This is a genomic window from Actinosynnema sp. NPDC037264, assembly GCF_055603705.1.
In genome coordinates this window covers 1-20,079 of record NZ_JBVJVK010000011.1, presented here as the reverse complement: position 1 = coordinate 20,079, position 20,079 = coordinate 1, and the positions used below count along the sequence as shown (strand labels likewise).

The following is a 20,079-nucleotide window of genomic DNA, read 5'->3' as shown; positions in this document are numbered from 1 at the left end:
ACATAGGGTGTCCGTGATGACGATGCCGGGGAGGATGCTGCGCCTGCTGTCCCTGATGCAGGGCAGGCGTGATTGGACGGGGTCGGAGCTGGCCGAGCGGCTCGGCGTCACGGACCGGACCGTGCGCCGCGACGTCGAGCGGCTGCGCGAGCTGGGCTACCCGGTCGACGGCACGACCGGCGCCGCCGGCGGCTACCGGCTCGCGTCGGGCCGCAACCTGCCGCCGTTGCTGCTGGACGACGACGAGGCGGTGGCGGTGGCCGTCGGCCTGCGCACGGCGGCGGGCGTGCAGGGCATCGAGGAGTCGTCGACCAGGGCGTTGGCGAAGCTGGAGCAGGTGCTGCCGTCCAGGCTGCGGCAGCGGATCGCGGCGGTGCGGGACGCCATCGCGGTCATGGCGGTGGCCGGCCCGGTGTCCGACCCGGCGGCGCTGGGCGTGCTGGCGACGGCGTGCCGGGACCACGAGGTGGTCGCGTTCACGCACCGCGGGCAGGAGCGGCGGGTGGAGCCGCGCAGCCTGGTGACCGCCTACCGGCGCTGGTACCTGCTGGCCTACGACCCGGCGCGGGAGGACTGGCGGACGTTCCGGGTGGACCGGATGGGCGCGCCGCGGGCCACCGGCCGCCGCTTCACGCCGCGTGAGCCGCCCGAGGACCCGGCCACGTACGTGGCGCGCTCGCTGACCGCCGCCCCGTACCGCTACACGTGCACGGCGGTGGTCGACGCGCCGGCGGACGTCGTGCGGTCACGGCTGGTGGTGGCGCTGCCGGGCCGGGTCGAGCCGATCGACGACCGGACGTGCCGGGTGCGGTTGGGCGCCGACGAGATCGAGCACGTGGCCGCAGACCTGCTGCTGCTCGGCGCGGACTACGCGCTCGACGCGACGCCCGAGGTGCTGGCCGCGTTGCGCGCGGCCGGGTCCGGGCTCACCGGTAGGCGTCCTGGCCGACCGGGCGCACCAGGATCTCGTTGACGTCCACCGACGGAGGTTGGCCCACCGCGTACAGCACGGCGCGGGCCACGTCCTCCGGCGCGAGCTTCGGGTCGGCGGCGCGCGACGGCGGGATGCCGCCGGTGTCGGTCAGGCCGGGCTGCACGAGCGTGACGCGGACGCCCGTGCCGACGCACTCGGCGCGGATCGCCTGCGCCAGCCCCGTCACCGCCCACTTGGTGGCCGAGTAGAGGTTCCCCGGCCGCACGCCGCGACCGGCCGCCGACCCGGTGAGCACCAGGTGGCCGGCGTGGCGCATCAACGCGGGCATCGCCGCCCGCGCGGTGAACGCGGGGCCGCACACGTTGGTCAGCACCATGTCGCTCCACTCGGCGGGCGGCGCGCCGTCGGTCGAGGTGAACGAGGTCGTCACGCTCGCGCCCGCGTTGGCGAACACGACGTCGACGCTCCCCCACTCCTCCTCGACCCGGCCCATCAGCGCCGCGACCTCGTCGTACACCCGCACGTCGCACGAGGCCACCCACACCCGGTCGGACCCGCCGATCCGGGCCGCGAGCTCGGCCAGCCGGGACGCGTCCCGGGCCGTGAGGACCAGCCGGTACCCCGCTTCGGCGGCCAGGCGGGCGGTCGCCGCGCCGATGCCCCGACTGGCCCCGGTCACCACGAACACCCCTTGCGCCATGGCCGCAGATTACCGCTGGTTAGATCGGGTTCACCGGTTCGGAGCAACATTTGGGCCAGTTGGGGCGTCTCAAGGGGCGTATCCACTGATTGGGGGCACATGAACATCAACCGCAGGTTCGCGCTCGGGCTGGGCTCGGTCGCGGCGGCCGGCGCCGTGCTCGGCACGACGGCCGGTGCGGCGCAGGCGCAGACGACCGAGGCGGAGTGGGACGCGTTGATCCCGACCACGGCTGACCAGGCACGCCGCAAGATCGCGTGGAAGTACTCCGCGCTGGTCTCGCGCGCGCGTGGCACGTGGTCGTCCTACATCGGCGTGGCCGACCCGGACGGCACGGTGAAGCCCGCCGTCGAGGTCGAGGCCGACCGCGTGGTCGAGGCGTACAGCGTGAACAAGATCGCGGTCGCGGTGGCCGTGCTGGACAAGGTCGACCGCGGCCTGATCACGCTGGACCAGCGGGTCGACGTCACGCAGGCGATCGTCATCCAGGACACCGACGGGATCTTCGGGCTCGACGGGGCCTACCCGAGCTCGGTGACGGTCGGGCACGCGCTGGCGGCGTTGCTGACGGTCTCGGACAACACGGCGGTGCGGCTGTGCGGCCTGGTCGTGCCCGCGTTGGAGCTGAACGAGATCCTGCGCGCCAAGGGTTTCGTGCACACGCAGGTCGTGCCGGTGGCGAACCCGAACCGGTTCTTCCTGGGCACCACCACGCCCCGGGAGACGTTCACGCTGCTCCAGAAGCTGGCCGCGGGTCAGCTGCTGTCGGCGGCGTCCACCGAGCACCTGCTGAAGGTGCTGCGGTCGCTGACGTCGTTCACGGACGGGATCCGGCTCAACCTGTCGTCGGCGGAGCGGTTGAACGTGGCGACGAAGGCCGGTTGGTTCAACGACGGCCGCAACGAGGCCGGCATCGTGTTCGACGCGGCGGGCAAGCCGATCATCACCTACGCGCTGTTCGCGTCCGGCCAGTTCGCCGGTGACCAGGCGGCCAACGCCGACAACTACAGCACCACCCACCCGGCCCTGCGCGCACGCGCCGCCCTGGGCCGCACGCTGTACGACTCGGCCCTCCGCATCACCGCGAACACCCCGCGCACCTACCGCGCCCAGCGGTACCAGCCGAGCAACGGCGGCTGATCACACCCCTGCAGGGACGGAGCCCGGCTCGCTTTCAGGCGGGTCGGGCTCTTTGCTGTCGTATGAACGCCATCCCTCCACTCGCGCCGGCCAAGTGGAGCAGCCTCAACACCCTTCCGTCACAGGCACGCAGCGCCAACTGGTCGAAGATGCGCTGTTGGGGTGAACAGCCGGCCGTGGTCCACGGCACCATGTGTGACGACAGCACTCATATGGGCGATGCTCTTACCATGACTGTTGGGCGAGCAGTACTGATCACCACCTTCATCGCAGTGGCCGGTCTGGGCGTTTGGTTCGCCGTGGCAGAGTGGGCCGACGCGAACAAGATCGCCGCCGTGGCATCGGCCCTAGGAGCAGTCGCAGCGGTCGGTGTCGCGGTCTGGGCAGCTTTGCGCGGCACAAACTCAGGACGATCAGTGGTCGTTTCACACACCGGTGACGCCACGGCCGAGGAAGGCGCTGACGCCAACACTGGTATTCGGGGGAAGGCTCGGGGAGTCGGTTCGATGCAGGTGCGCAATACAGGCAACGCCAAGGCAACCGGTGGAGGGAACGCCAACACCGGTATCCAACTGGACTGATCGAGAACGCACAGCGGGAGACCCGCAGGAGGCCGCGTCTTGGTACGGCTGAGCTGCGCGGCGACGAGGAGTACTGGCACGGATGACACCATCTTCTGGCATGGATGCCGGGGATACCGGCTCGGCCACCGCGTCCGGCAACGGCTCAACCGCCAACACCGGCAACCTGTTCCAGCCGACGATCAACATCGGCTTCGCGGAGGCCCCGCCACCGGCTCCGGCCCCGTCCGGTGCAGCGGCCAAGCCGGGACGTGCGGTGGGCGGCGCGATCGCGGCGGTCGTTCTGCTCATGATCCTGTTCTCCTGCTTCTCCGACCCGGACGAAGACTTCACGGAGGACAGCGGCGCCAGACCCTCTGCCGCCACGAACGACCACGTCGCGACCGCCGTGCGGGAGGCGCTCCGAAACTGCGCGAAGGCTGTGGTGCTCACGCCGCTCAACTGCCCTCAGGTAGGCAGCTCAACGGCTGTGGGGAACCAGGTCGTCTCGTGGACGCTGCACGGTGACCCTGCCGACGGGTACCAGGCAGCCTGGCGGGACGACCACTTCAACGTCCGCGGCAACGTGGTGATGTCCGTGGTGTACCAGGATTACTGGGGCGAGAAGTTGAGCACGTATGTTTTCGGATACCAGACACGGGTCGATTGGCACGATGACACGCCCAGCGTCGGACCGATCGGCAACATCGCAGCGCTGTCCGATGCCAAGATCCAGAAACGCGCTACCGGCGTATCCCTCGACGAACTGCGCCCGCTGATGCGAGCGATGTTCCGGGAGTGCGAAGAAGCAACCAGTATTCCGCTGCCTCTCAAGTGCCCACAAGCACCCAACCTCGCCAAACGGGAACAGGTTTCGTGGACCTTCACCGGCGATCCTATACTCAACGTGAGCATCACGTTTGACAAGTCAAGCGGGCTGATCCACGTGACCGGCAGCTACGCCTCCGAGGTCAGCTACGAAGCCCAGTACAGCGGTGCGACGAAGCACATCGTGTCCGGCAACTTCGACGCGCTGATCATGGTGGAGGGCGACGAACCAAGCTTGCTGCAGATCTTGCGTAAGTGACCGCCGCACCCGCACTCGACCGCATCTGTCCGATTCCCATGGGTTCCCGTCGAGAAAGCCTCGTCCTTGCAGACGCGTGAGCGAGGCTCCTCATGCCCGTCAGGAGCCTTCGAACCGGCCGTCCTCAAGTCCGGCGAGGAACTTCCGCCACTCCCCGGCCGAGAAGGACAACGTCGGGCCGGAGGGGTTCTTGGAGTCCCGCGCGGCAACCCTCTCCCCCACCGGCGCGACCTCGACGCAGGATTCGCCTTCCGCGCTGTAGCTGCTCTTGCGCCAGGCCAAAGTCACCCGTACCTCCTCCGTCCGTGACGGTTGGCGATCCCAGCGATCAGCCTGACCGAGTCGTCAGGGCTCATGGCCACCGCGACCAGGTGGTCGAAGCTGTCCCGGAAGCGCTCGATGTCGGTGTCGGACTCCAAAAATATCTCACCTGCCTGGCTGTCGATGTAGACCAAGTCGGTGTCCAGTGGATCATCGAAGTCCAGGATGAGGAACTGACCGGACATCCCGAGGTGAGCACCCGCGCTGAACGGCACGACCTGGATCGTCGTGTTCGGAGCCGTGGCCGCTTCTCCCAAGCGGTCGAGCTGCGCCAGCATGACGTCCCGGCCTCCGACCTCGTGGTGCAGCGCGGCCTCGTCGATGATCGCCCAGAGCTTGATCGGCCGTTCTTTCGTCAGGACCGCCTGTCGCTCCATCCGGGTGCGGACCCGGTCTTCGACTTGCTCAGGGGATGCCGCATACGGAACCCCACGGACCACCGCGCGGGTGTAGTCCTCGGTCTGGAGCAAGCCGGGGACGAACATCGCCGAGTAGTGGCGGATGCCGTGAGCCTCACGCTCGAAGCTGATGTAGGTCGTGTACTCCTCACGCAGGCTTTCGTGCCAGGGCTGGATCCACCCCTCACCGGCCGACTGCTTGTAGAGCGCCTTCAGCCGGATCTGTTCGTCCGTCGGCACTCCGTACAGCTTGAGCAGCATGTCGAAGGTCCGGTACTGGGGGCGGGACCGGGCCGTCTCGATGCGGTAGAGGGTGGTGGAGTGGAGCCCGGTCCGGTCTTCCACGTCCTCCCGGCGCAGGCCGGTGCTCTCGCGAAGTCGTCTGAGCTGTCCGGCCAACCGGCGCAACCTGATGGTCGGCGTGCTCTTCTTCGCGGCCACGACGTCCGGTCCTCCCTCGATGCTGCACGAGTGCTGCACGGCGAATGCAAGGCACCTCTTTGCGTTTTTTGCGTTCCACGCCGGAGGTCGGCAGCCTTGCGGGCAGTCACGGTATCGACGACGCAGCGTAACCACCACCGCCTGGACCGGTGGGGCGAGAGGAGCACCATGACCGAGCAGGAATTCACCGCGCTGGTGCACGAAGTGGCACAGGAGGAAGCGCCGAGGCTGTTCGCCATCGTGGAGGAGCACGGGGAGCGGGAGAGCGTCCGGGTGGCGGGCTACGGCGTCGCCTTCGAGGACCGGGCCGAGGTCAGCGCGGTGGAAGGCGGCTTCCGCCTCAGCTCCCGGAGCGCGGAGAACGCGCGCGTCCTGTTCGAGATCAGCTCGCGGTCGGCGGGCACCCGGCGCGCCCACCTGGTGTGGCTCGGCTAGGGGGCCGGGTGGCGCGGCCGCGCCACCCGGCTCCGTCAGGCGACTACTTCGACGGCACCTTCGGGAACTCCTGCGTCGGGCTCTCGTCCGGCGGCGGGTCCTGGGGGTTCTTCTGCTCGGCGTTCGCCATGGTCGTTCCTCTCGTCGGTGACACGGGTGGTCGCAGGGCGGTCGGGGTGGGGGATGACCAGGACCGTGACGTCGTCACGGCTGCCGCGCGCGCGGGTCGCGGCGACCAGCTCCTCGGCGCACCGCTGCGGGTCGTCGCCGTGCTCGAGGAGCAGGTCCCGGAACTCGTCGAGGGGCAGCTTGAGGCCGTCGGAGGCGAGGACCAGCAGCCGGGCCACCGCCTCGAAGCCCTCGACGCCGTAGATCGGGACGCGGCCCAGGTTGTGGCGCAGCTTGTGGTCGTGGGCGACGGCTTCGGCCTCGGGGACGCCTTGTTGCCGCATCTCCTCGCCGAGGGTGTGCGGGGTCGTGAAGCGGCGCAGGGTGCCGTCGTCCTTGAGGCCGTAGGCGGAGCTGTCGCCGGCGTAGGCGACGCGCCAGTACCCGCCCGCTCGCACCGAGGCCACGACGATCGCCCCGTTGGGCTCGGCGCTGTCGTCGTCATCCCCCTCGGCATAAGGGATCGCGGCCGTGACGATGCCGAGCACCGGGGTCTCCCGGGCGGCGACGCGGGCGGCGACGGAGGCGGCGACGCGGGCGAAGTGGGCGACCTCCGGTGTCGAGCCCGTCCCGTCCACCACCGCCGCCGCGAACGTGCCGCGGTGCCGGTGCAGGGCGTGGGCGTCGGCGTTGAGCGGGCGGTTCGGGCCCTGGGAGGTCGCCACTCCCGGTTGGACGTGCGCGCCGAGGTCGGCCGGGTCGGTCATGGTCGGATCTTCGCGCAGTCGCCGTCACCTGTGGGGGTAGACGCGCTACACGGTCGGGGGATTCCGACTCAGCGCGACGTATCCAGCGCGCACCGTGACGCTCCTGTACGGCAGGGGGTGAACGATGACCGACCTGCTGCACCGGCACGCACGACGGCGGGAGGTGCGTCCGCCATTGCGCCGGTCCCGCGACATCCAGGGCAACGTCCTGGCCGCGTTCAACAAAGACCACCAGTTGTTCCGGTTCGTCCGCTTCACCGACGACCGGCTCGGGCGCACGTGGCTCGCCGCCATGCTCGGGCACGTCAGCGCCACCGCCGACGTGGAGGCCTTCAACGAGGTCTTCTCCCTCGGCCGCACGATGTTCGGCGGCGACCCCGAAGGGCTGACCGCCACCTGGGCGACGGTGTCGCTCACGCCCGAGGGCCTGGTCGAGCTGAGCATCAACCCCGACGCGACGCGGGAAGACCTGCGGGAGCACTTCCCGCACACCGCCGAACAAGCGGCGCGGGCCAACGGCGACACCGGCGACTCGGCCCCGGACCACTGGCTGTTCGGCCGCGCGGACCAGCGGGTCCACGCCGTGGTCACGGTCGCGTCCGACGACCCGGACCGCCTGGCGGAGACCGAGCGCAACCTGGACGTGCTCGACACCCTGCTCGGCGTCGTGACGGTCCACGAGCAGCACGCCGCCACGCTCCCCGGTGACCGGCGCGGGCGCGAGCACTTCGGTTACCGGCACGGCATCTCGCAGCCCGGCGTGCGCGGCTTCCACCACGAGGACCCCGAACGGCCGGGTCACCGCGCCGGCCGGCCGGGCACGCTCCTGGTGGACGCGGGCGAGTTCGTCTTCGGCCACCCGGCGGAGTCGGCCCGACCGCACGCCGCCGCCTGGCTGACCGACGGCTCGATCCAGGTGGTCCGCCGCCTCACCCAGGACGTGGCCGGCTGGCAGGACGCCGTCGAGCGGCACGGCCGGGGACCGGAGCTGATCGGCAGGCACCCGGACGGCCGCCCGCTCGCCACCAGCCTGGGCCACAACGACTTCGACTACTCCGACGACCCGGCGGGCACGGCGACGCCGTGCCCGGCCCACATCCGCAAGACGAACCCGAGGTCGTTCACGCACCGCACGCCCCGGGAGCACCGGATCCTGCGCCGGGGCATCCCGTTCGGCACCGGCCCCGCCGAACCCGGTGCGGCCGACGACGGCGAGCGCGGCCTCGTGTTCGTGGCCCACTGCACGTCGTTGGCGGAGCAGTTCGAGTACATCCAGCGGACGTGGGCGCGCAACCCGGACTTCGCGCCGGGCGAGCGCGGCGCGCCCACCGGGGTCGACGCCGTGATCGGCGGCGACTTCGTGCGGACCACCGGGGCCCTGTACGCGCTGACGCCGTCGGTCAGCACCCTCAGACTGCTCGCCGCGGGTCGCGAGCTGCCCCGTTAAGGGGTGACGGGCAGTCGGTCGTGGCCGCCGTCCACGACCGGCTCCCACCCCGTCGCGTGCCGCCGCACGAGGTCCGCCGCGACCGAGTCGAACGGCCGCGCCCACACCTCCTCGTTGAACACCTCGACCTCGACGAACCCGTCGTAGCCGGTCCCGGCGACGAGCGAGGTCAGCCCGACCAGGTCGATGTGCCCGTCACCGGGCAGGCCGCGGCCCAGCAGCACGTCGGCAGGCAGCGGCGTCACCCAGTCGCACACCTGGTAGGAGTGGATGCGCGGGCCGGCCCGCCGCACGTCGGCCGCCAACGCCGGGTCCCACCACACGTGCAGGGCGTCCACGACGACGCCGACCACCGACGCGGGGTAGGGCGCGGCCAGCTCCAGCGCCTGGCCCAACGTCGACACGACGCCGCGGTCGGCGCAGAACACCGGGTGCATCGGCTCCACCGCCAACCGGACACCGGCCGCCTCGGCGTACGGCGCCAGCACTTCCAGCGCCGACGCGACGCGTCCCCGTGCCGCGACGAGGTCGCGGTCCGGCACGCCGCCGGGCACCAGCACCAGGCACCCCGCGCCCAGCGCGGCGGTCTCGTCGATCGCCCGCCGGTTGTCGTCCAGCCGCTGGTCGAACCCGGTGAAGAACCCGCCGCGGCACAGCGACGAGACCTCCAGCCCCGCCGACGCGACCAGCGCGGCCGTCCGCTCCAGCCCGTGCTCGGCCACCGGGTCGCGCCACAGCCCGACCGCGCCGATCCCGTGGCGCACGCACAGGTCGACCACCTCGGGCACGGACGCCCGCTTCACCGTGGCCTGGTTCAACGAGAGCCTCACGTCAGCACGTCCAGGAGTCGTCCCCACCGCCGGGCGGCGAGGTCCGGGTCGGGCAGCAGGCCGGCGAGGTCCGCCAGCCGCAACGCCTCGCCGAGGTGCACCACGTCCCGGGCCGACTGGAGGCCGCCGACCATGCCGAACGCGTCCTGGAACCCGCCGAGCCAGGCCAGGAACACCACACCGGTCTTGTAGTAGTACGTCGGCGCGCCGAAGACGTGCCGCGACAGCGCGACCGTCGGCTCCAGCACCTCGTCGTACCGGGCGCGGTCACCGGCGTCCAACGCCCGCAACGCGGTGGACGCGGCCGGCGCGATGGCGTCGAAGATCCCCAGCAGCGCGTCGCTGTGCCCGTGCCCGTCGCCCGCGATCAGCTCCGGGTAGTGGAAGTCGTCGCCGGTGTAGCAGCGCACGCCGGCCGGCAGCGCCCGCCGCAACCCGACCTCGTGCGAGGCGTCCAGCAGCGACACCTTCACGCCGTCGACCTTGTCCGGGTAGGCCTTGATCAGGTCCAGGAAGTGCCCGGTCGCCGTCGGCACGTCCGACGAGCCCCAGTAGCCCTCCAGCGCCGGGTCGAACGCCGTGCCGAGCCAGTGCAGGACCACCGGCTGGTCGACCTCCTCCAGCAGCGCGCCGTAGACCTTCTGGTAGTCCTCGGGCCCGCGCGCCTGCGCCGCCAGCTTGCGGCTGCACATCAGGATCGGCTGCGCGCCCGCCTCGACGACGGCCGCCAACTGCTCCCGGTACGCCGTCAACGGGTCCGCGGTGTCGTGGTCGGTGCCCACGCCTGCCGCCAGCCTCCCGGAGGCGATCGAGGCGCTGCGCCGGATCAGCTCCAGCGCCGTGTCCCAGTCCAGGCCCATGCCGCGCTGCGCGGTGTCCATGGCCTCGGCGACGCCGAAACCGTGCTCCCACAACCGCACGCGGTACGCCAGGGTGGCGTCCCAGTCGAGCACGGCGGGCGTGCCGGGGCCGTTGCCGCCGAACGGGTCCGCGACCACGTGCGCCGCCGCGAACGCCACCCGCGAGGTGAACGCGCCGGTGTCCCACGCCCTCGGCGGGGACAGCTCGTGCTCGCGGAACGCGCCGTCCCGGCCGGGCAGCCGCACGGAGGTCATGCCGGCACCTCGATCCGGCGGCCGGTGCGGGAGGACTCCAGGCCCAGCGCGGCCAGCCGCACCGTGCGCACCCCGGAGTGGAAGTCGTGCGCGAACGGCGCGTCGACGGCGACGTGCCTGAGGAACTCGCCCCACTGCACCATGAACCCGTTGTCGAACACCTCGTTGTCCGGGACCTCCTGCCACAGCGACCGGAAGTCGATCGACGAGGGCACGTCCGGGTCCCACACCGGCTTGGGCGTGATCTCCCGCGACTGCACCTTGCAGTTGCGCAGCCCGGCCACCGCGCTGCCGTGCGTGCCGTCCACTTGGAACTCGACCAGCTCGTCGCGGTTGACCCGGGTCGCCCACGACGAGTTCACCTGCGCCACCACGCCGCCGGTCATCTCGAAGATCGCGTACGCCGCGTCGTCGGCCGTCGCCGCGTACGGCGCGCCGTTCTCGTCCCACCTCGTCGGCACGTGCGTGACGGCCCGCGCGGTCACCGCCTCCACCGGGCCGAGCAGCCCTTCCAGCAGGTAGCTCCAGTGGCAGAACATGTCCACCACGATCCCGCCGCCGTCCTCGGCGCGGTAGTTCCACGACGGCCGCTGCGCCGCCTGCCAGTCGCCCTCGAACACCCAGTAGCCGAACTCGCCGCGCACGGACAGCACGCGGCCGAAGAAGCCGCCGTCCAGCAGGCGCTTGAGCTTGCGGATGCCGGGCAGGTAGAGCTTGTCGGCCACCACGCCGTGCTTCACGCCCGCCGCGTCGGCGTGCCGGGCCAGCTCCAGCACCTCCTCGGGCGTGGCCGCGACCGGCTTCTCGCTGTAGACGTGCTTGCCCGCGTCGATCGCCGCGGTGAGCGAGGCGGCGTGCGCGGACGTGACCTGGCCCTCGAAGTAGACCGACACGTCCGGGTCGCCGAGCGCCGCGTCGAGGTCGGTGGTCCAGCGCGGGAGGTCGTGCCGCTCGGCGATCTCCTTCAGCTTCGCGGAGTTGCGGCCGACCAGCAGCGGCTCGGGGACCAGCACGTCGTCACCGACCCGGATCCCGCCGCGCTCGCGGAGGGCCAGGATCGACCGGACGAGGTGCTGCCGGTACCCCATCCGCCCCGTGACCCCGTTCAACGCGACGCCGATCGTGCGCACCGCCATGCGTACACCCCGCTCAAGTTCGTGGAAAGCGCTTTCCAACACGCTACGGTCGGCTCCTCGCGGACGTCAACCTCCCGGTGGGATCGGCGACGGTCCGCGAGGGGCGTCCCGCGTGCTCCCCCGACCTCAGCCCCGGAGGCCGAGGTGGAGGCCGCCACTGGCGTCGAGGACCTGGCCGGTGATCCACCGCGCGTCGTCGGAGGCGAGGAAGGCGACGACGTCGGCCACGTCCTCCGCCCGACCGAGGCGGTCGAGCGCGGTCTGGCCGGTGATGAACTCCGCGAGCCCAGGGGCGTCGAAGACGGCCCCGTTCACGTCGGTCCGAGTGGCGCCGGGAGCGACCGCGTTGACCGTGATCCCGCGGGTGCCGAGGGCGCCGGCCAGGGTGAGGGTCATCGTCTCCAGGGCGCCCTTGCCCATGGCGAAGGACGCCTGGCCGGGGTTGGCCACCCTGGTGGCGACCGAGGTCAGGGTGATGATCCGGCCGCCGTCGCGCAGCAGCGGCAGCGCCCGCTGGACGAGGAAGTACGGCGCCTTGACGTTGACCGCGAAGAGGTGGTCGAACCGCTCGGGGGTGTCCGTCCCGATCGGACCGGCCGGCGGCGCGGCGGCGTTGTTGACCAGGATGTCCAGCCCCCGCCCGGCCAGCCCGCTTTCCAGGTCGGCCATCAGGGTGTCGACATCGCCTTCCACGCCCAGCTCCGCCCGGACCGCGAAGGCGCGCCCCCCGGCCGCCTCGATCGCGGCGACCGTCTCCTCCGCCGCCGACTCGCCGCTGCCGTAGTGCACGGCGACGTCCGCGCCGTCGGCGGCGAGGCGTCGGGCGATGGCCCGCCCGATGCCACGCGACGCCCCGGTCACCAGCGCGGTCCTGCCTGCCAGCCTGCCCATGCCCACTCCTGAATGTTAGTTACTCCCTAGTTGGTAGTTACTACCATAACGGTATCGTCTCCCGCATGAACGGGCCGAACCTGCGCGAACGCCGGCGGGCGGAGACCCGACGCCTGATCCAGTCGCGGGCCATGCGGCTGTTCGTCGAGCACGGCTACGACGCGACCACCGTCACCGACGTCGCGCGGGCGTCCGGCGTCTCGCCGATGACCGTCTACCGGCACTTCCCGACCAAGGAAGACCTGGTGCTCCACGACCGGTACGACGACCTCCTCGCGGAGCGGGTCGCGGCCCGGCCGGCCGACGAGCCCGTCGTGCTCCGGATCGGGCGGACCCTGGTGGACGCGACCCGCTCCCTCGTCGGACCCGCCGAGGGCGCCCCGTCGGCGGAACGCGACCTGCTCCTCGCCCGCCTCCGGCTGATGGTCGACACGCCCGCCCTGCGCGCCCGCCACCTGGACAGCCAGTACGCCACGCAGAAGGCCGTCGTCGACGCGGTGCTCGGCGACACGCCGGACCCGGAGGCGGAGTTCCGCGCGCAGGCCGCGGCGGGCGCCTGCCTGGCCGCCCTGCACGTCGCCCTGGTGCGGTGGGCCCGGGAGGACGGCCGCCCGGACCTGCCCGGCCTGATCGCCGCCGCGCTCGCCGCCGCGTTCGACGACGACTTCGCCTGACCGCCCACCGGTCGACCCCGAGCGCCCGCCGGGGCCCGACCTGACGAACTCCCGCCCGCCCCGCCCGGCGAAACGGCTAGTCTCGCCCGACCAGGAACGCGAAGGAGGCGGCGTTGACGTCGCGGCAGGTCACGCTGGCGGAAGTGGCGAAGCACGCGGGCGTGTCGCTCGCCACCGCGTCACGCGTGCTCAACGGCAGCACCCGGCAGGTCAGCGAAGAGCTGCGCGAACGCGTGCTCGGCACCGCGCGCAGGCTCGGCTACCTGCCCAACGCCTCGGCGCAGGCGCTGGCCCGCAACTCCAGCGTGCTGGTGGGCCTGGTCGTGCACGACATCGCCGACCCCTACTTCTCCAGCATCGCCGCCGGTGTGACGAGGATCGCCGAGGACGCCGGGCTGGTCGTCGTGCTCGGCACGACCGGCCGCGACCCGCGCCGCGAGGTGGAGCTGGTCAACACGCTGCGCGCGCACCGGGCCCGTGCCCTGGTGATCGCGGGCAGCCGCACCACCGACCGGTCGGCGTCACGGCTGCTGGCCGAGGAGATCACCGCGTTCACCGCGCAGGGCGGCCGGGTGGCGTGCGTCTCCCAGGCCAAGCTCGGCACGGACACGGTGGTGCCCGCGAACCGCTCCGGCGCCCGTGCGCTCGCGCGCAAGCTGGCCGCGCTCGGCCACCGCCGGTTCGCCGTGCTGGCCGGGCCGCCGGACCTGCTGGTGGCGCGCGACCGGCTGGCCGGGTTCAAGGCGGGACTGGCCGACGAAGGGCTGGAGCTGCCCGACGCCAACGTGATCGCGAGCGGTTTCACCCGGGACGGCGGGCACGCGGCCGTGGCCGACCTGATCGCCGCGCGCACCGGCGCGACCTGCGTGTTCGCCGTGAACGACGTGATGGCGCTCGGCGCGATGGCGGGCTTGCGCGAACACGGCCTGCGGGTGCCGGAGGACGTCTCGGTCGCCGGGTTCGACGACATCCCCACCCTGCGCGACCTGGTGCCGGCGCTGAGCACCGTGCGCCTGCCGCTGGAGGAGATGGGCGAACGGGCGGCACGGCTGGTGCTCGACGACGTGGTGGCCTCCCCGCGCACGGTCCGGGTCGCCGGCGAGGTCGTGCTCCGGGCGTCGACTTCGCAACCCAGCGGTATCGGACTGCGCTGACCGGTGATTACGCTCTATTCTGGACTCCGTTCGACCACCCCTCACGAGGAGTGATCCCTTCCGTGCGCGACGCGCAGTCACCGGGCTGCAGTACCGAGCCGGGTCCGATACCCGGCTGCCAGCCCCGCCCCGCCCACCACCGGTGGGTCCGATGACCATCCTGTTCAGCCTGCTCGGCCTCGGCGCCGTCGTGCTCCTCACCGTCGGCACGTTCATCGCGGTCGCCGCCGAGTTCTCCCTGACCGCCCTGGAGCGCAGCACGGTCGAGGCGCACGTCGCCCAGGTGGGTGACGCCAAGGCGCGGACCGTGGAGAAGGCGCACCGGTCGCTGTCCTTCCAGCTCTCCGGCTCGCAGCTGGCGATCACCATCACCACGCTGATCACCGGCTACATCGCCGAACCCGCCATCGCGCAGCTCATCTCCCCCGCGCTGACCGGCGCCGGCGTGCCCGCGTCGGTGGCCGGGCCGATCGCGTTGACGCTGGCGCTGGCGCTGGCCACGTCGCTGTCGATGGTGTTCGGCGAGCTGGTGCCGAAGAACCTCGCCATCGCCAAGCCGCTGGCGACCGCACGTGCCGTCGCGGGCGTGCAGGCCGGGTTCTCCGCGGTGTTCAAGTGGCTGATCACCCTGCTGAACGGCACCGCGAACTGGCTGGTGCGCAGGCTCGGCGTCGAGCCCGCGGAGGAGCTGGCCTCGGCCCGCTCGCCGCAGGAGCTGGGCGCGCTGATCCGCTCCAGCGCCGAGCAGGGCACCATCGACCCGAGCACCGCGACCCTGCTGGACCGCTCGCTGCGGTTCGGCGACCGCACGGCGGAGGAGCTGATGACGCCGCGCGTGCGGGTCGAGTCGCTGCGCTCGGACGCGACCGTGCTCGACCTGGTGGCCAAGGCGCGGGAGACGGGGTTCTCCCGGTTCCCGGTCTACACCGGCGACCTGGACGAGGTGCGCGGCATCGTGCACGTCAAGCAGGCGTTCGGCGTGCCCCGGTCGCAGCGGGCGACCACTCCGGTGTCGGCGCTGACCAGGCCGGTGCAGACGGTGCCCGCCACCTTGGAGGGCGACGCGCTGCTGGACCGGCTGCGCGCCTCCGGGCTGCAGACGGCGCTGGTCGTCGACGAGTACGGCGGCACGGCGGGCCTGGTCACGCTGGAGGACCTGGTCGAGGAGATCGTCGGCGACGTACGGGACGAGCACGACCGGCGGGAGACCTCGCCGGTGCGGCGGCTCGGCGGCGAGGCGTGGCTGGTGTCCGGGCTGCTGCGCGACGACGAGATCGCCGAGGCGACCGGGTTCCGGATGCCCGAGGGCGACTACGAGACCGTCGCGGGCCTGGTGCTGGCCACCCTGGGCCGGATCCCCGACGCGGGTGACGAGATCCGGGTGGACGACTGGCGGATCACCGTGGTGCAGATGGACCGGCACCGGATCGCCGAGCTGAGGGTGGCCCGGGTCGCCCCGGCGACCTCCGACCACTCGGGGGTGTCGCGATGATCGTGCTGGTGATCATGCTGCTGCTGGCGGGCAACGCGTTCTTCGTCGGCGCCGAGTTCGCCATCATCACCGCCCGGCGGGACCGGCTGGAGGCGTTGGCCGACACGGGCAGCAGCCGGGCGCGCACGGTGATCAAGGCCGGCCGCGAGCTGCCGCTGCTGATCGCGGGCGCGCAGCTGGGCATCACGCTGTGCTCGCTCGGCCTGGGCGCGCTGGGCGAGCCGGCGGTGGCGGCGCTGCTGGAGGCGCCGTTCCACGGCGTCGGCATCCCGGACGCGGTGCGGCACGGCGTGGCGTTCGCGCTGGCGCTGATCATCGTGGTGGCGCTGCACACCGTGCTGGGCGAGATGGTGCCGAAGAACCTGGCCATCGCGGGTCCCGAGCGCACCGCGCTGCTGCTGGTGCCCGCGCACTACTGGTTCTGCCGGCTGGTCGCGCCGCTGCTGCGCGGGTTCACCGTGGTGTCGACGGCGGTGCTGAAGCTCGTCGGCGTGACGCCGAGGGACGAGCTGGAGTCGGCCTACACGCGGGACGAGCTGGCCCTGCTGATCGGGCAGTCGCGGCAGGAGGGCTTGCTGGAGGACTCCGAGCACCGGCGGCTGACGCAGACGCTGTCGTCGGCCGAGCGGACCGTGGCCGACGTGCTGGTGCCGTTGGACCGGATCACGTCGGTGCCGTCGCGGCCGACCATGGAGGAGGTGGAGGCCGCCGTGTCGGCCACCGGCTTCTCCCGGTTCCCGGTGCGCGAGGACGACCGGCTGATCGGCTACCTGCACGTGAAGGACGTGCTGGACCTGGCGCACGCCGACCCGTCGACGCGGGTGCCGCCGGGCCGGGTCCGCGGCCTGCCGCGGGTGCCGGTGGACGCGAGCCTGGACGACGCGGTGGCGGCGCTGCGGCGCTCGCAGAGCCACCTGGCGCAGGCCGTGTCGGCCGACGGCGTCGTGCGCGGCCTGGTGGCGTTGGAGGACCTGGTCGAGGAGTACGTCGGCACCGTCCGCGACGGCACGCACGTCCGCCGCGAGCTGTGACGGGGTGGCGCGGGTGCCGTGATTCCGACCCCGCGCCACGCCTGTCCGCCTAAGGTTCTCGCCGTGATCAACGACCGCTTCGAGATCGTCGACGCGACCACCCGCATGGCGTGGTTCGCCGACCGCCGCGACTGGGACGCCCTGCTCACCGTGTTCGCCGACGAGGTGCACCTCGACTACACCAGCCTCACCGGCGGCGAGCCCGCCCGGCTCGCGGCCGCCGACGTCGTCGCCGGGTGGCGCGCCGGGCTCGGCGGCCTCGACGCGACGCAGCACCTGGTGTCCAACCACCTGGTCGACGTCGACGGCGACCGGGCCGTGGTGACCGCCCAGTTCCAGGCCGTGCACGTGCTGGCGAACCCGCACGGCGACCCGACCTGGACCCTGGGCGGCCACTACCGCTTCGGCCTCGTGCGCGCCGACGGCGGCTGGCGCATCGACGCGATCACCATGACCACGACGTGGGCCACGGGCAATCAGCACATCATGACGCTGGCCTCACAGCGGGCAAGCTGACGTACTCGCGCTCCTCCGGCAGTTCCGCCAACGGCGGCACGCTGACCAACTCGAGGTCCTGGTCGGCGGCGCGGTCGAGGGCCGTCACGATCCACGCCTCGAAGTCGGCGTTCGCGGCCATCGCGGCCCGCCGCCACCGGTCCACCGCGTCGCTGCCCGGGTTGACCCGCGGCATCACCACCCGCTCGGACCTCGCGCCCGGGTCGCGGCTCTCCCGCAACGCCCGCCGCAGCGCCGTGCGCGACCAGCCTTCCCGCTGGGCGCGGTCGAGCCACTCGTCCTGCTCGGCCGGCGGCAGCGCGGCCACCTCGGCGTGGTGCTGGAACGGCAGGCCCTGACGACGCCGTGACGGCTCGAACTTCCGCGCGATCCACGCGTAGTTGCGCAGCGTCTGGTAGTCCAGCCCCACGGCCTCGACCGCCCGGCGGTACCTGTCCGTGTACTTGTCCTGCCCGAAGACCAGCCAGTCACCCAGGTACCAGGCCGACGAGCTGGCGATGCGGGAGATCCGCTGACCCGCCTGCTCCCACGTCTCGAACGTGACGTCCCGAGGGAACGCCAGCCCCACCGGCGTGGTGAGGATCCGGCCTTCGACCGCGCCGCCGGGACGACGGCGCTGCACTGCGTTCACCTTGTCCACTTGCTCCCCCTGATCAGCTTATGGGTGTTCTTGTTACTCCAGGGGCCTCACACACCGGTCAACTTCCGCTCACACCGTGAACCCGATCGGGCCGGGCGGCGGATAACGGGTGACCGCCCTTCACCGGGAACCAGCCGGAAAGGCCACCATGACACCCACCGACGCCGAGATCATCGACCGGTCGCGGCACGAGCCGGACGCCTTCGCGGCGATCTTCGACCGGCACGCGCCGCACATCCGGCGGTACCTCGAGCGCAGGCTCGGCGCGCAGGTCGCGGACGACCTCGTGGCCGAGACGTTCCTGACCGCGTTCGACAAGCGGCAGCGCTACGACCCGGCCAGACCGGACGCCCGGCCGTGGCTGTACGGCATCGCGACCAACCTCGTCGGACAGCACCGCAGGCACGAGGCGCGCCGTTACCGGGAGCGTTCGGCGGACCTCGCCGAGCACGACCACTCGGACCGCGTCGCCGCCGAGGTGACCGCGTGGGCCGTGCGGTCGCGGCTGGCGGGCGCGCTGGACGGGCTGTCCGCCGAGGACCGCGACGTGCTGCTGCTCGTGGCGTGGGAACAGCTGGGCTACGAGGAGGTCGCGGCGGCGCTGGCGATCCCCGTCGGCACGGTGCGGTCCCGCTTGCACCGGGCCCGGCGCAAGGTCAGGGAGGCGTTGGGCGGGCGGAACCCCACCGAGGTCGAGGAGTTGCTGAACAATGGATGACCTGCAGCTTTTGCGCGAACTGGGCGACGAGACGCCGTTGCCGGACGAGGCGGCGCTGGCGCCCGCGCGGGCGGCGTTGCTGGCCGGCATCGCCGAACGGGGCACGGTGCGGCTGCGCAAGCGCCGGTCCAGGTACTCGCTGGTCGGCGCGTCGGCGATCGGCCTGGCGGCGGCCGTGGCGGCGACGATCACGCTGCTGCCCTCCGGTCAGCCCGCGCCGGGTGGCCAGGCGTTGACCACGTCCACGACGTCCCCGGTGGCCGAGCCGGTGACCGACCCCGTGCGGCTGCTGGCGTTCGCCGCCAGGGCGGCCCGCGCCGATCCGTCCGCGCCGCCCCGCCCGGACCAGTTCGTGTACACGCGCAGCGAGGCGGGCCCGGAGCCGGCCCGGGAGATCTGGTTGTCGGTCGACGGCACCCACGACGGCCTGCTCAAGCACCCCGACGGCACGACGTCCCGGTTCCCGGGGTGCGTGAACGGGCAGCAGGAGGTCTTCAAGGATCCTGCCGTGGTGCTCGGCACGGAGCCGTGCGAGCCGCGCCCGGCGTACCGGTCCGACCTGCCGACCGACGTGGACGGGATGCTGGCCTACCTCGACGCGAACGCCAGCGGCGAGCCGGGCAGCGTCAACGCGCGCGGCAAGGACGTCCTCGGCCTGATCAACGAGTCGCTCCTGCCGCCGTTGAGCAGGGCGGCGCTGTACGAGGCGGCGGCTCGCGTGCCGGGGCTGACGGTGGTGGCGGATGCTCGTGACGCGGCGGGTCGGCCGGGGGTCGGCATCACGTGGCCCGTGCCGCCGGGTTCGTCGCCGAAGGCCAAGCCGGTGGTGATCGTGTTCGACGCGAAGACCTACGAGCTGCTCGGCACGAACTTCCACGCCATCACCGCGCGGGCAGTGGTGGACCAGGTGGGGCAGCTGCCGTGACCCCGCGGGTGGGACCGGTCCGCCGGGGCGCGCCCGGTCCCACCCGACTACGGTTGGTCACGTGGATCCGCGTGAGGATGACGACGAGGACGACTTCGACCCCGATGAGGACGAGGACGGGTTCGACGACGATGACGTCGAGGACGAGGACGACCTGTTCGGCGTGACCTCGGAACCCCGCACCATCTGCCACCTGTGCGGCGGGGCGGGGTTCATCGCCAACCCGACCTCCGCCGTGATCGGGGGCACCCCGCGAACCGTCGACAACGGCCGCGAGTGCCCACACTGCGTGGGCGCCCGCAAATTCCCAGGCCTGATCCCTCCGCTCTAACCGACCGCCTCAAATTGTCAGACCTCGCCGGCAAAATAAAAACAGGGGTCCCCTTGCCGGGGACGCCTGCGCAGCCCACCCAACACCAGCCCAGGCGCCCGTCCACTGACACGCCCTGCCCACGCCCTTCCCCAAAGGAAGGGCTTCGTGTCATCCCGCCGACCTGGCTCCGCCCTACCGCGCGTGTCAAGGGCAATGCCGTTTAGTTAGGCGCTGGTAGGTGTGTTGGTGCTGGTGGCGGGGTGTGTTGTCACTACGGTGTGGTGGGTGTCGTCTGGGGTGGAGCGT

The 20,079-nt window shown here is 72.1% G+C and carries 23 protein-coding genes; 14 read left to right on the top strand and 9 right to left on the bottom strand.

Translation table 11 applies throughout. The features are described from left to right. The first annotated feature begins 16 nt into the window (after nucleotides 1–16). The gene (locus tag ACZ7GX_RS15205; RefSeq protein ID WP_498776889.1) at nucleotides 17–973 is read left to right on the top strand and encodes a helix-turn-helix transcriptional regulator; all 957 of its coding nucleotides are present in this window, start codon (nucleotides 17–19) and stop codon (nucleotides 971–973) included. Here ACZ7GX_RS15205 and ACZ7GX_RS15200 read toward each other — a convergent pair. After that, on the bottom strand, nucleotides 927–1,634 hold the full coding sequence (locus ACZ7GX_RS15200) for an SDR family oxidoreductase (RefSeq protein ID WP_498776887.1): 708 nt from the start codon (nucleotides 1,632–1,634) through the stop codon (nucleotides 927–929). The genes ACZ7GX_RS15205 and ACZ7GX_RS15200 overlap by 47 nt on opposite strands. Nucleotides 1,635–1,733: 99 nt before the next feature. Here ACZ7GX_RS15200 and ACZ7GX_RS15195 point away from each other — a divergent pair, with 99 nt between their 5' ends. The 3 genes from ACZ7GX_RS15195 (at nucleotide 1,734) to ACZ7GX_RS15185 (ending at nucleotide 4,421) form a co-directional block, all read left to right on the top strand. Then, nucleotides 1,734–2,774 (top strand): serine hydrolase, encoded by a 1,041-nt coding sequence (locus ACZ7GX_RS15195; RefSeq protein WP_498776885.1) that lies wholly within the window; start codon nucleotides 1,734–1,736, stop codon nucleotides 2,772–2,774. Between the two features lie 62 nt (nucleotides 2,775–2,836). Further along, nucleotides 2,837–3,355: a hypothetical protein gene (locus tag ACZ7GX_RS15190; protein ID WP_498776883.1), complete on the top strand. Its 519-nt coding sequence runs from the start codon at nucleotides 2,837–2,839 to the stop codon at nucleotides 3,353–3,355. 100 nt (nucleotides 3,356–3,455) lie between these two features. Further along, entirely contained in the window at nucleotides 3,456–4,421 is a 966-nt protein-coding gene (locus ACZ7GX_RS15185) for a hypothetical protein (RefSeq protein WP_498776882.1), read from the top strand. A gap of 99 nt (nucleotides 4,422–4,520) precedes the next feature. On the opposite strand, the gene ACZ7GX_RS15180 is transcribed toward ACZ7GX_RS15185, so the two are convergent. Continuing rightward, entirely contained in the window at nucleotides 4,521–4,709 is a 189-nt protein-coding gene (locus ACZ7GX_RS15180; protein ID WP_498776880.1) for a DUF397 domain-containing protein, read from the bottom strand. Further along, a complete protein-coding gene (locus tag ACZ7GX_RS15175; protein WP_498776878.1) occupies nucleotides 4,706–5,581 on the bottom strand; it encodes a helix-turn-helix domain-containing protein in 876 nt (291 codons plus the stop codon). The genes ACZ7GX_RS15180 and ACZ7GX_RS15175 overlap by 4 nt, the downstream gene beginning before the upstream one ends. 168 nt (nucleotides 5,582–5,749) lie before the next feature. Between ACZ7GX_RS15175 and ACZ7GX_RS15170 the strand changes: the two genes are divergently transcribed. Next, nucleotides 5,750–6,016, top strand: a complete 267-nt coding sequence (locus ACZ7GX_RS15170) for a hypothetical protein (RefSeq protein ID WP_498776876.1) — start codon at nucleotides 5,750–5,752, stop codon at nucleotides 6,014–6,016. A 35-nt stretch (nucleotides 6,017–6,051) separates the two neighbouring features. Here ACZ7GX_RS15170 and ACZ7GX_RS15165 read toward each other — a convergent pair whose 3' ends face one another. After that, nucleotides 6,052–6,891: a PP2C family protein-serine/threonine phosphatase gene (locus ACZ7GX_RS15165; RefSeq protein ID WP_498776874.1), complete on the bottom strand. Its 840-nt coding sequence runs from the start codon at nucleotides 6,889–6,891 to the stop codon at nucleotides 6,052–6,054. Nucleotides 6,892–7,015: 124 nt separating this feature from the next. Between ACZ7GX_RS15165 and ACZ7GX_RS15160 the strand changes: the two genes are divergently transcribed. Further along, on the top strand, nucleotides 7,016–8,338 hold the full coding sequence (locus ACZ7GX_RS15160) for a Dyp-type peroxidase (protein WP_498776872.1): 1,323 nt from the start codon (nucleotides 7,016–7,018) through the stop codon (nucleotides 8,336–8,338). Here ACZ7GX_RS15160 and ACZ7GX_RS15155 read toward each other — a convergent pair. The 4 genes from ACZ7GX_RS15155 to ACZ7GX_RS15140 all read right to left on the bottom strand — a co-directional run bounded on the left by ACZ7GX_RS15155 (nucleotide 8,335) and on the right by ACZ7GX_RS15140 (nucleotide 12,310). After that, entirely contained in the window at nucleotides 8,335–9,168 is an 834-nt protein-coding gene (locus ACZ7GX_RS15155) for a sugar phosphate isomerase/epimerase family protein (RefSeq protein ID WP_498776870.1), read from the bottom strand. The genes ACZ7GX_RS15160 and ACZ7GX_RS15155 overlap by 4 nt on opposite strands. Continuing rightward, the gene (locus ACZ7GX_RS15150; protein ID WP_498776868.1) at nucleotides 9,165–10,283 is read right to left on the bottom strand and encodes a dihydrodipicolinate synthase family protein; all 1,119 of its coding nucleotides are present in this window, start codon (nucleotides 10,281–10,283) and stop codon (nucleotides 9,165–9,167) included. Before ACZ7GX_RS15150 ends, ACZ7GX_RS15155 begins: the two co-directional genes overlap by 4 nt. Beyond that, nucleotides 10,280–11,419: a Gfo/Idh/MocA family protein gene (locus ACZ7GX_RS15145; RefSeq protein ID WP_498776866.1), complete on the bottom strand. Its 1,140-nt coding sequence runs from the start codon at nucleotides 11,417–11,419 to the stop codon at nucleotides 10,280–10,282. Before ACZ7GX_RS15145 ends, ACZ7GX_RS15150 begins: the two co-directional genes overlap by 4 nt. A gap of 126 nt (nucleotides 11,420–11,545) precedes the next feature. Then, complete coding sequence (locus ACZ7GX_RS15140; RefSeq protein WP_498776864.1) at nucleotides 11,546–12,310, bottom strand: SDR family NAD(P)-dependent oxidoreductase; 765 nt, start codon at nucleotides 12,308–12,310, stop codon at nucleotides 11,546–11,548. A gap of 65 nt (nucleotides 12,311–12,375) precedes the next feature. On the opposite strand from ACZ7GX_RS15140, the gene ACZ7GX_RS15135 reads away from it, so the two are divergent. The 5 genes from ACZ7GX_RS15135 (at nucleotide 12,376) to ACZ7GX_RS15115 (ending at nucleotide 17,177) form a co-directional block, all read left to right on the top strand. After that, nucleotides 12,376–12,984, top strand: coding sequence for a TetR/AcrR family transcriptional regulator (locus tag ACZ7GX_RS15135; protein WP_498776862.1), 609 nt, complete (start codon nucleotides 12,376–12,378; stop codon nucleotides 12,982–12,984). Nucleotides 12,985–13,097: 113 nt separating this feature from the next. After that, a complete protein-coding gene (locus ACZ7GX_RS15130) occupies nucleotides 13,098–14,138 on the top strand; it encodes a LacI family DNA-binding transcriptional regulator (protein ID WP_498776860.1) in 1,041 nt (346 codons plus the stop codon). Nucleotides 14,139–14,289: 151 nt separating this feature from the next. Beyond that, the gene (locus tag ACZ7GX_RS15125) at nucleotides 14,290–15,630 is read left to right on the top strand and encodes a hemolysin family protein (protein ID WP_498776858.1); all 1,341 of its coding nucleotides are present in this window, start codon (nucleotides 14,290–14,292) and stop codon (nucleotides 15,628–15,630) included. Next, nucleotides 15,627–16,661 carry a hemolysin family protein gene (locus ACZ7GX_RS15120; protein ID WP_498776856.1) on the top strand — a complete coding sequence of 345 codons (1,035 nt, stop codon included), beginning with the start codon at nucleotides 15,627–15,629 and terminating at the stop codon, nucleotides 16,659–16,661. Before ACZ7GX_RS15125 ends, ACZ7GX_RS15120 begins: the two co-directional genes overlap by 4 nt. 63 nt (nucleotides 16,662–16,724) lie before the next feature. After that, the gene (locus ACZ7GX_RS15115; RefSeq protein WP_498776854.1) at nucleotides 16,725–17,177 is read left to right on the top strand and encodes a nuclear transport factor 2 family protein; all 453 of its coding nucleotides are present in this window, start codon (nucleotides 16,725–16,727) and stop codon (nucleotides 17,175–17,177) included. Here ACZ7GX_RS15115 and ACZ7GX_RS15110 read toward each other — a convergent pair. Then, on the bottom strand, nucleotides 17,146–17,808 hold the full coding sequence (locus ACZ7GX_RS15110; protein ID WP_498776852.1) for an LmbU family transcriptional regulator: 663 nt from the start codon (nucleotides 17,806–17,808) through the stop codon (nucleotides 17,146–17,148). The two genes, ACZ7GX_RS15115 and ACZ7GX_RS15110, sit on opposite strands and share 32 nt — an antisense overlap. Before the next feature lie 157 nt (nucleotides 17,809–17,965). Here ACZ7GX_RS15110 and ACZ7GX_RS15105 point away from each other — a divergent pair, with 157 nt between their 5' ends. The 3 genes from ACZ7GX_RS15105 to ACZ7GX_RS15095 all read left to right on the top strand — a co-directional run bounded on the left by ACZ7GX_RS15105 (nucleotide 17,966) and on the right by ACZ7GX_RS15095 (nucleotide 19,791). Beyond that, nucleotides 17,966–18,535 (top strand): RNA polymerase sigma factor, encoded by a 570-nt coding sequence (locus ACZ7GX_RS15105; protein ID WP_498776850.1) that lies wholly within the window; start codon nucleotides 17,966–17,968, stop codon nucleotides 18,533–18,535. Next, nucleotides 18,528–19,460: a CU044_5270 family protein gene (locus ACZ7GX_RS15100; RefSeq protein WP_498776848.1), complete on the top strand. Its 933-nt coding sequence runs from the start codon at nucleotides 18,528–18,530 to the stop codon at nucleotides 19,458–19,460. The genes ACZ7GX_RS15105 and ACZ7GX_RS15100 overlap by 8 nt, the downstream gene beginning before the upstream one ends. 61 nt (nucleotides 19,461–19,521) lie before the next feature. Continuing rightward, nucleotides 19,522–19,791 (top strand): hypothetical protein, encoded by a 270-nt coding sequence (locus ACZ7GX_RS15095; RefSeq protein ID WP_498776846.1) that lies wholly within the window; start codon nucleotides 19,522–19,524, stop codon nucleotides 19,789–19,791. Nucleotides 19,792–20,079: the final 288 nt, after the last annotated feature.

Coding starts and splice junctions, on each gene's coding strand:
- ACZ7GX_RS15140 (WP_498776864.1), bottom strand. CDS start 12,310: ATGGGCAGGCTGGCAGGCAGGACCGCGCTGGTGACCGGGGCGTCGCGT.
- ACZ7GX_RS15195 (WP_498776885.1), top strand. CDS start 1,734: ATGAACATCAACCGCAGGTTCGCGCTCGGGCTGGGCTCGGTCGCGGCG.
- ACZ7GX_RS15105 (WP_498776850.1), top strand. CDS start 17,966: ATGACACCCACCGACGCCGAGATCATCGACCGGTCGCGGCACGAGCCG.
- ACZ7GX_RS15165 (WP_498776874.1), bottom strand. CDS start 6,891: ATGACCGACCCGGCCGACCTCGGCGCGCACGTCCAACCGGGAGTGGCG.
- ACZ7GX_RS15125 (WP_498776858.1), top strand. CDS start 14,290: ATGACCATCCTGTTCAGCCTGCTCGGCCTCGGCGCCGTCGTGCTCCTC.
- ACZ7GX_RS15200 (WP_498776887.1), bottom strand. CDS start 1,634: ATGGCGCAAGGGGTGTTCGTGGTGACCGGGGCCAGTCGGGGCATCGGC.
- ACZ7GX_RS15145 (WP_498776866.1), bottom strand. CDS start 11,419: ATGGCGGTGCGCACGATCGGCGTCGCGTTGAACGGGGTCACGGGGCGG.
- ACZ7GX_RS15190 (WP_498776883.1), top strand. CDS start 2,837: ATGAACGCCATCCCTCCACTCGCGCCGGCCAAGTGGAGCAGCCTCAAC.
- ACZ7GX_RS15170 (WP_498776876.1), top strand. CDS start 5,750: ATGACCGAGCAGGAATTCACCGCGCTGGTGCACGAAGTGGCACAGGAG.
- ACZ7GX_RS15205 (WP_498776889.1), top strand. CDS start 17: ATGACGATGCCGGGGAGGATGCTGCGCCTGCTGTCCCTGATGCAGGGC.
- ACZ7GX_RS15185 (WP_498776882.1), top strand. CDS start 3,456: ATGGATGCCGGGGATACCGGCTCGGCCACCGCGTCCGGCAACGGCTCA.
- ACZ7GX_RS15160 (WP_498776872.1), top strand. CDS start 7,016: ATGACCGACCTGCTGCACCGGCACGCACGACGGCGGGAGGTGCGTCCG.
- ACZ7GX_RS15120 (WP_498776856.1), top strand. CDS start 15,627: ATGATCGTGCTGGTGATCATGCTGCTGCTGGCGGGCAACGCGTTCTTC.
- ACZ7GX_RS15135 (WP_498776862.1), top strand. CDS start 12,376: ATGAACGGGCCGAACCTGCGCGAACGCCGGCGGGCGGAGACCCGACGC.
- ACZ7GX_RS15150 (WP_498776868.1), bottom strand. CDS start 10,283: ATGACCTCCGTGCGGCTGCCCGGCCGGGACGGCGCGTTCCGCGAGCAC.
- ACZ7GX_RS15100 (WP_498776848.1), top strand. CDS start 18,528: ATGGATGACCTGCAGCTTTTGCGCGAACTGGGCGACGAGACGCCGTTG.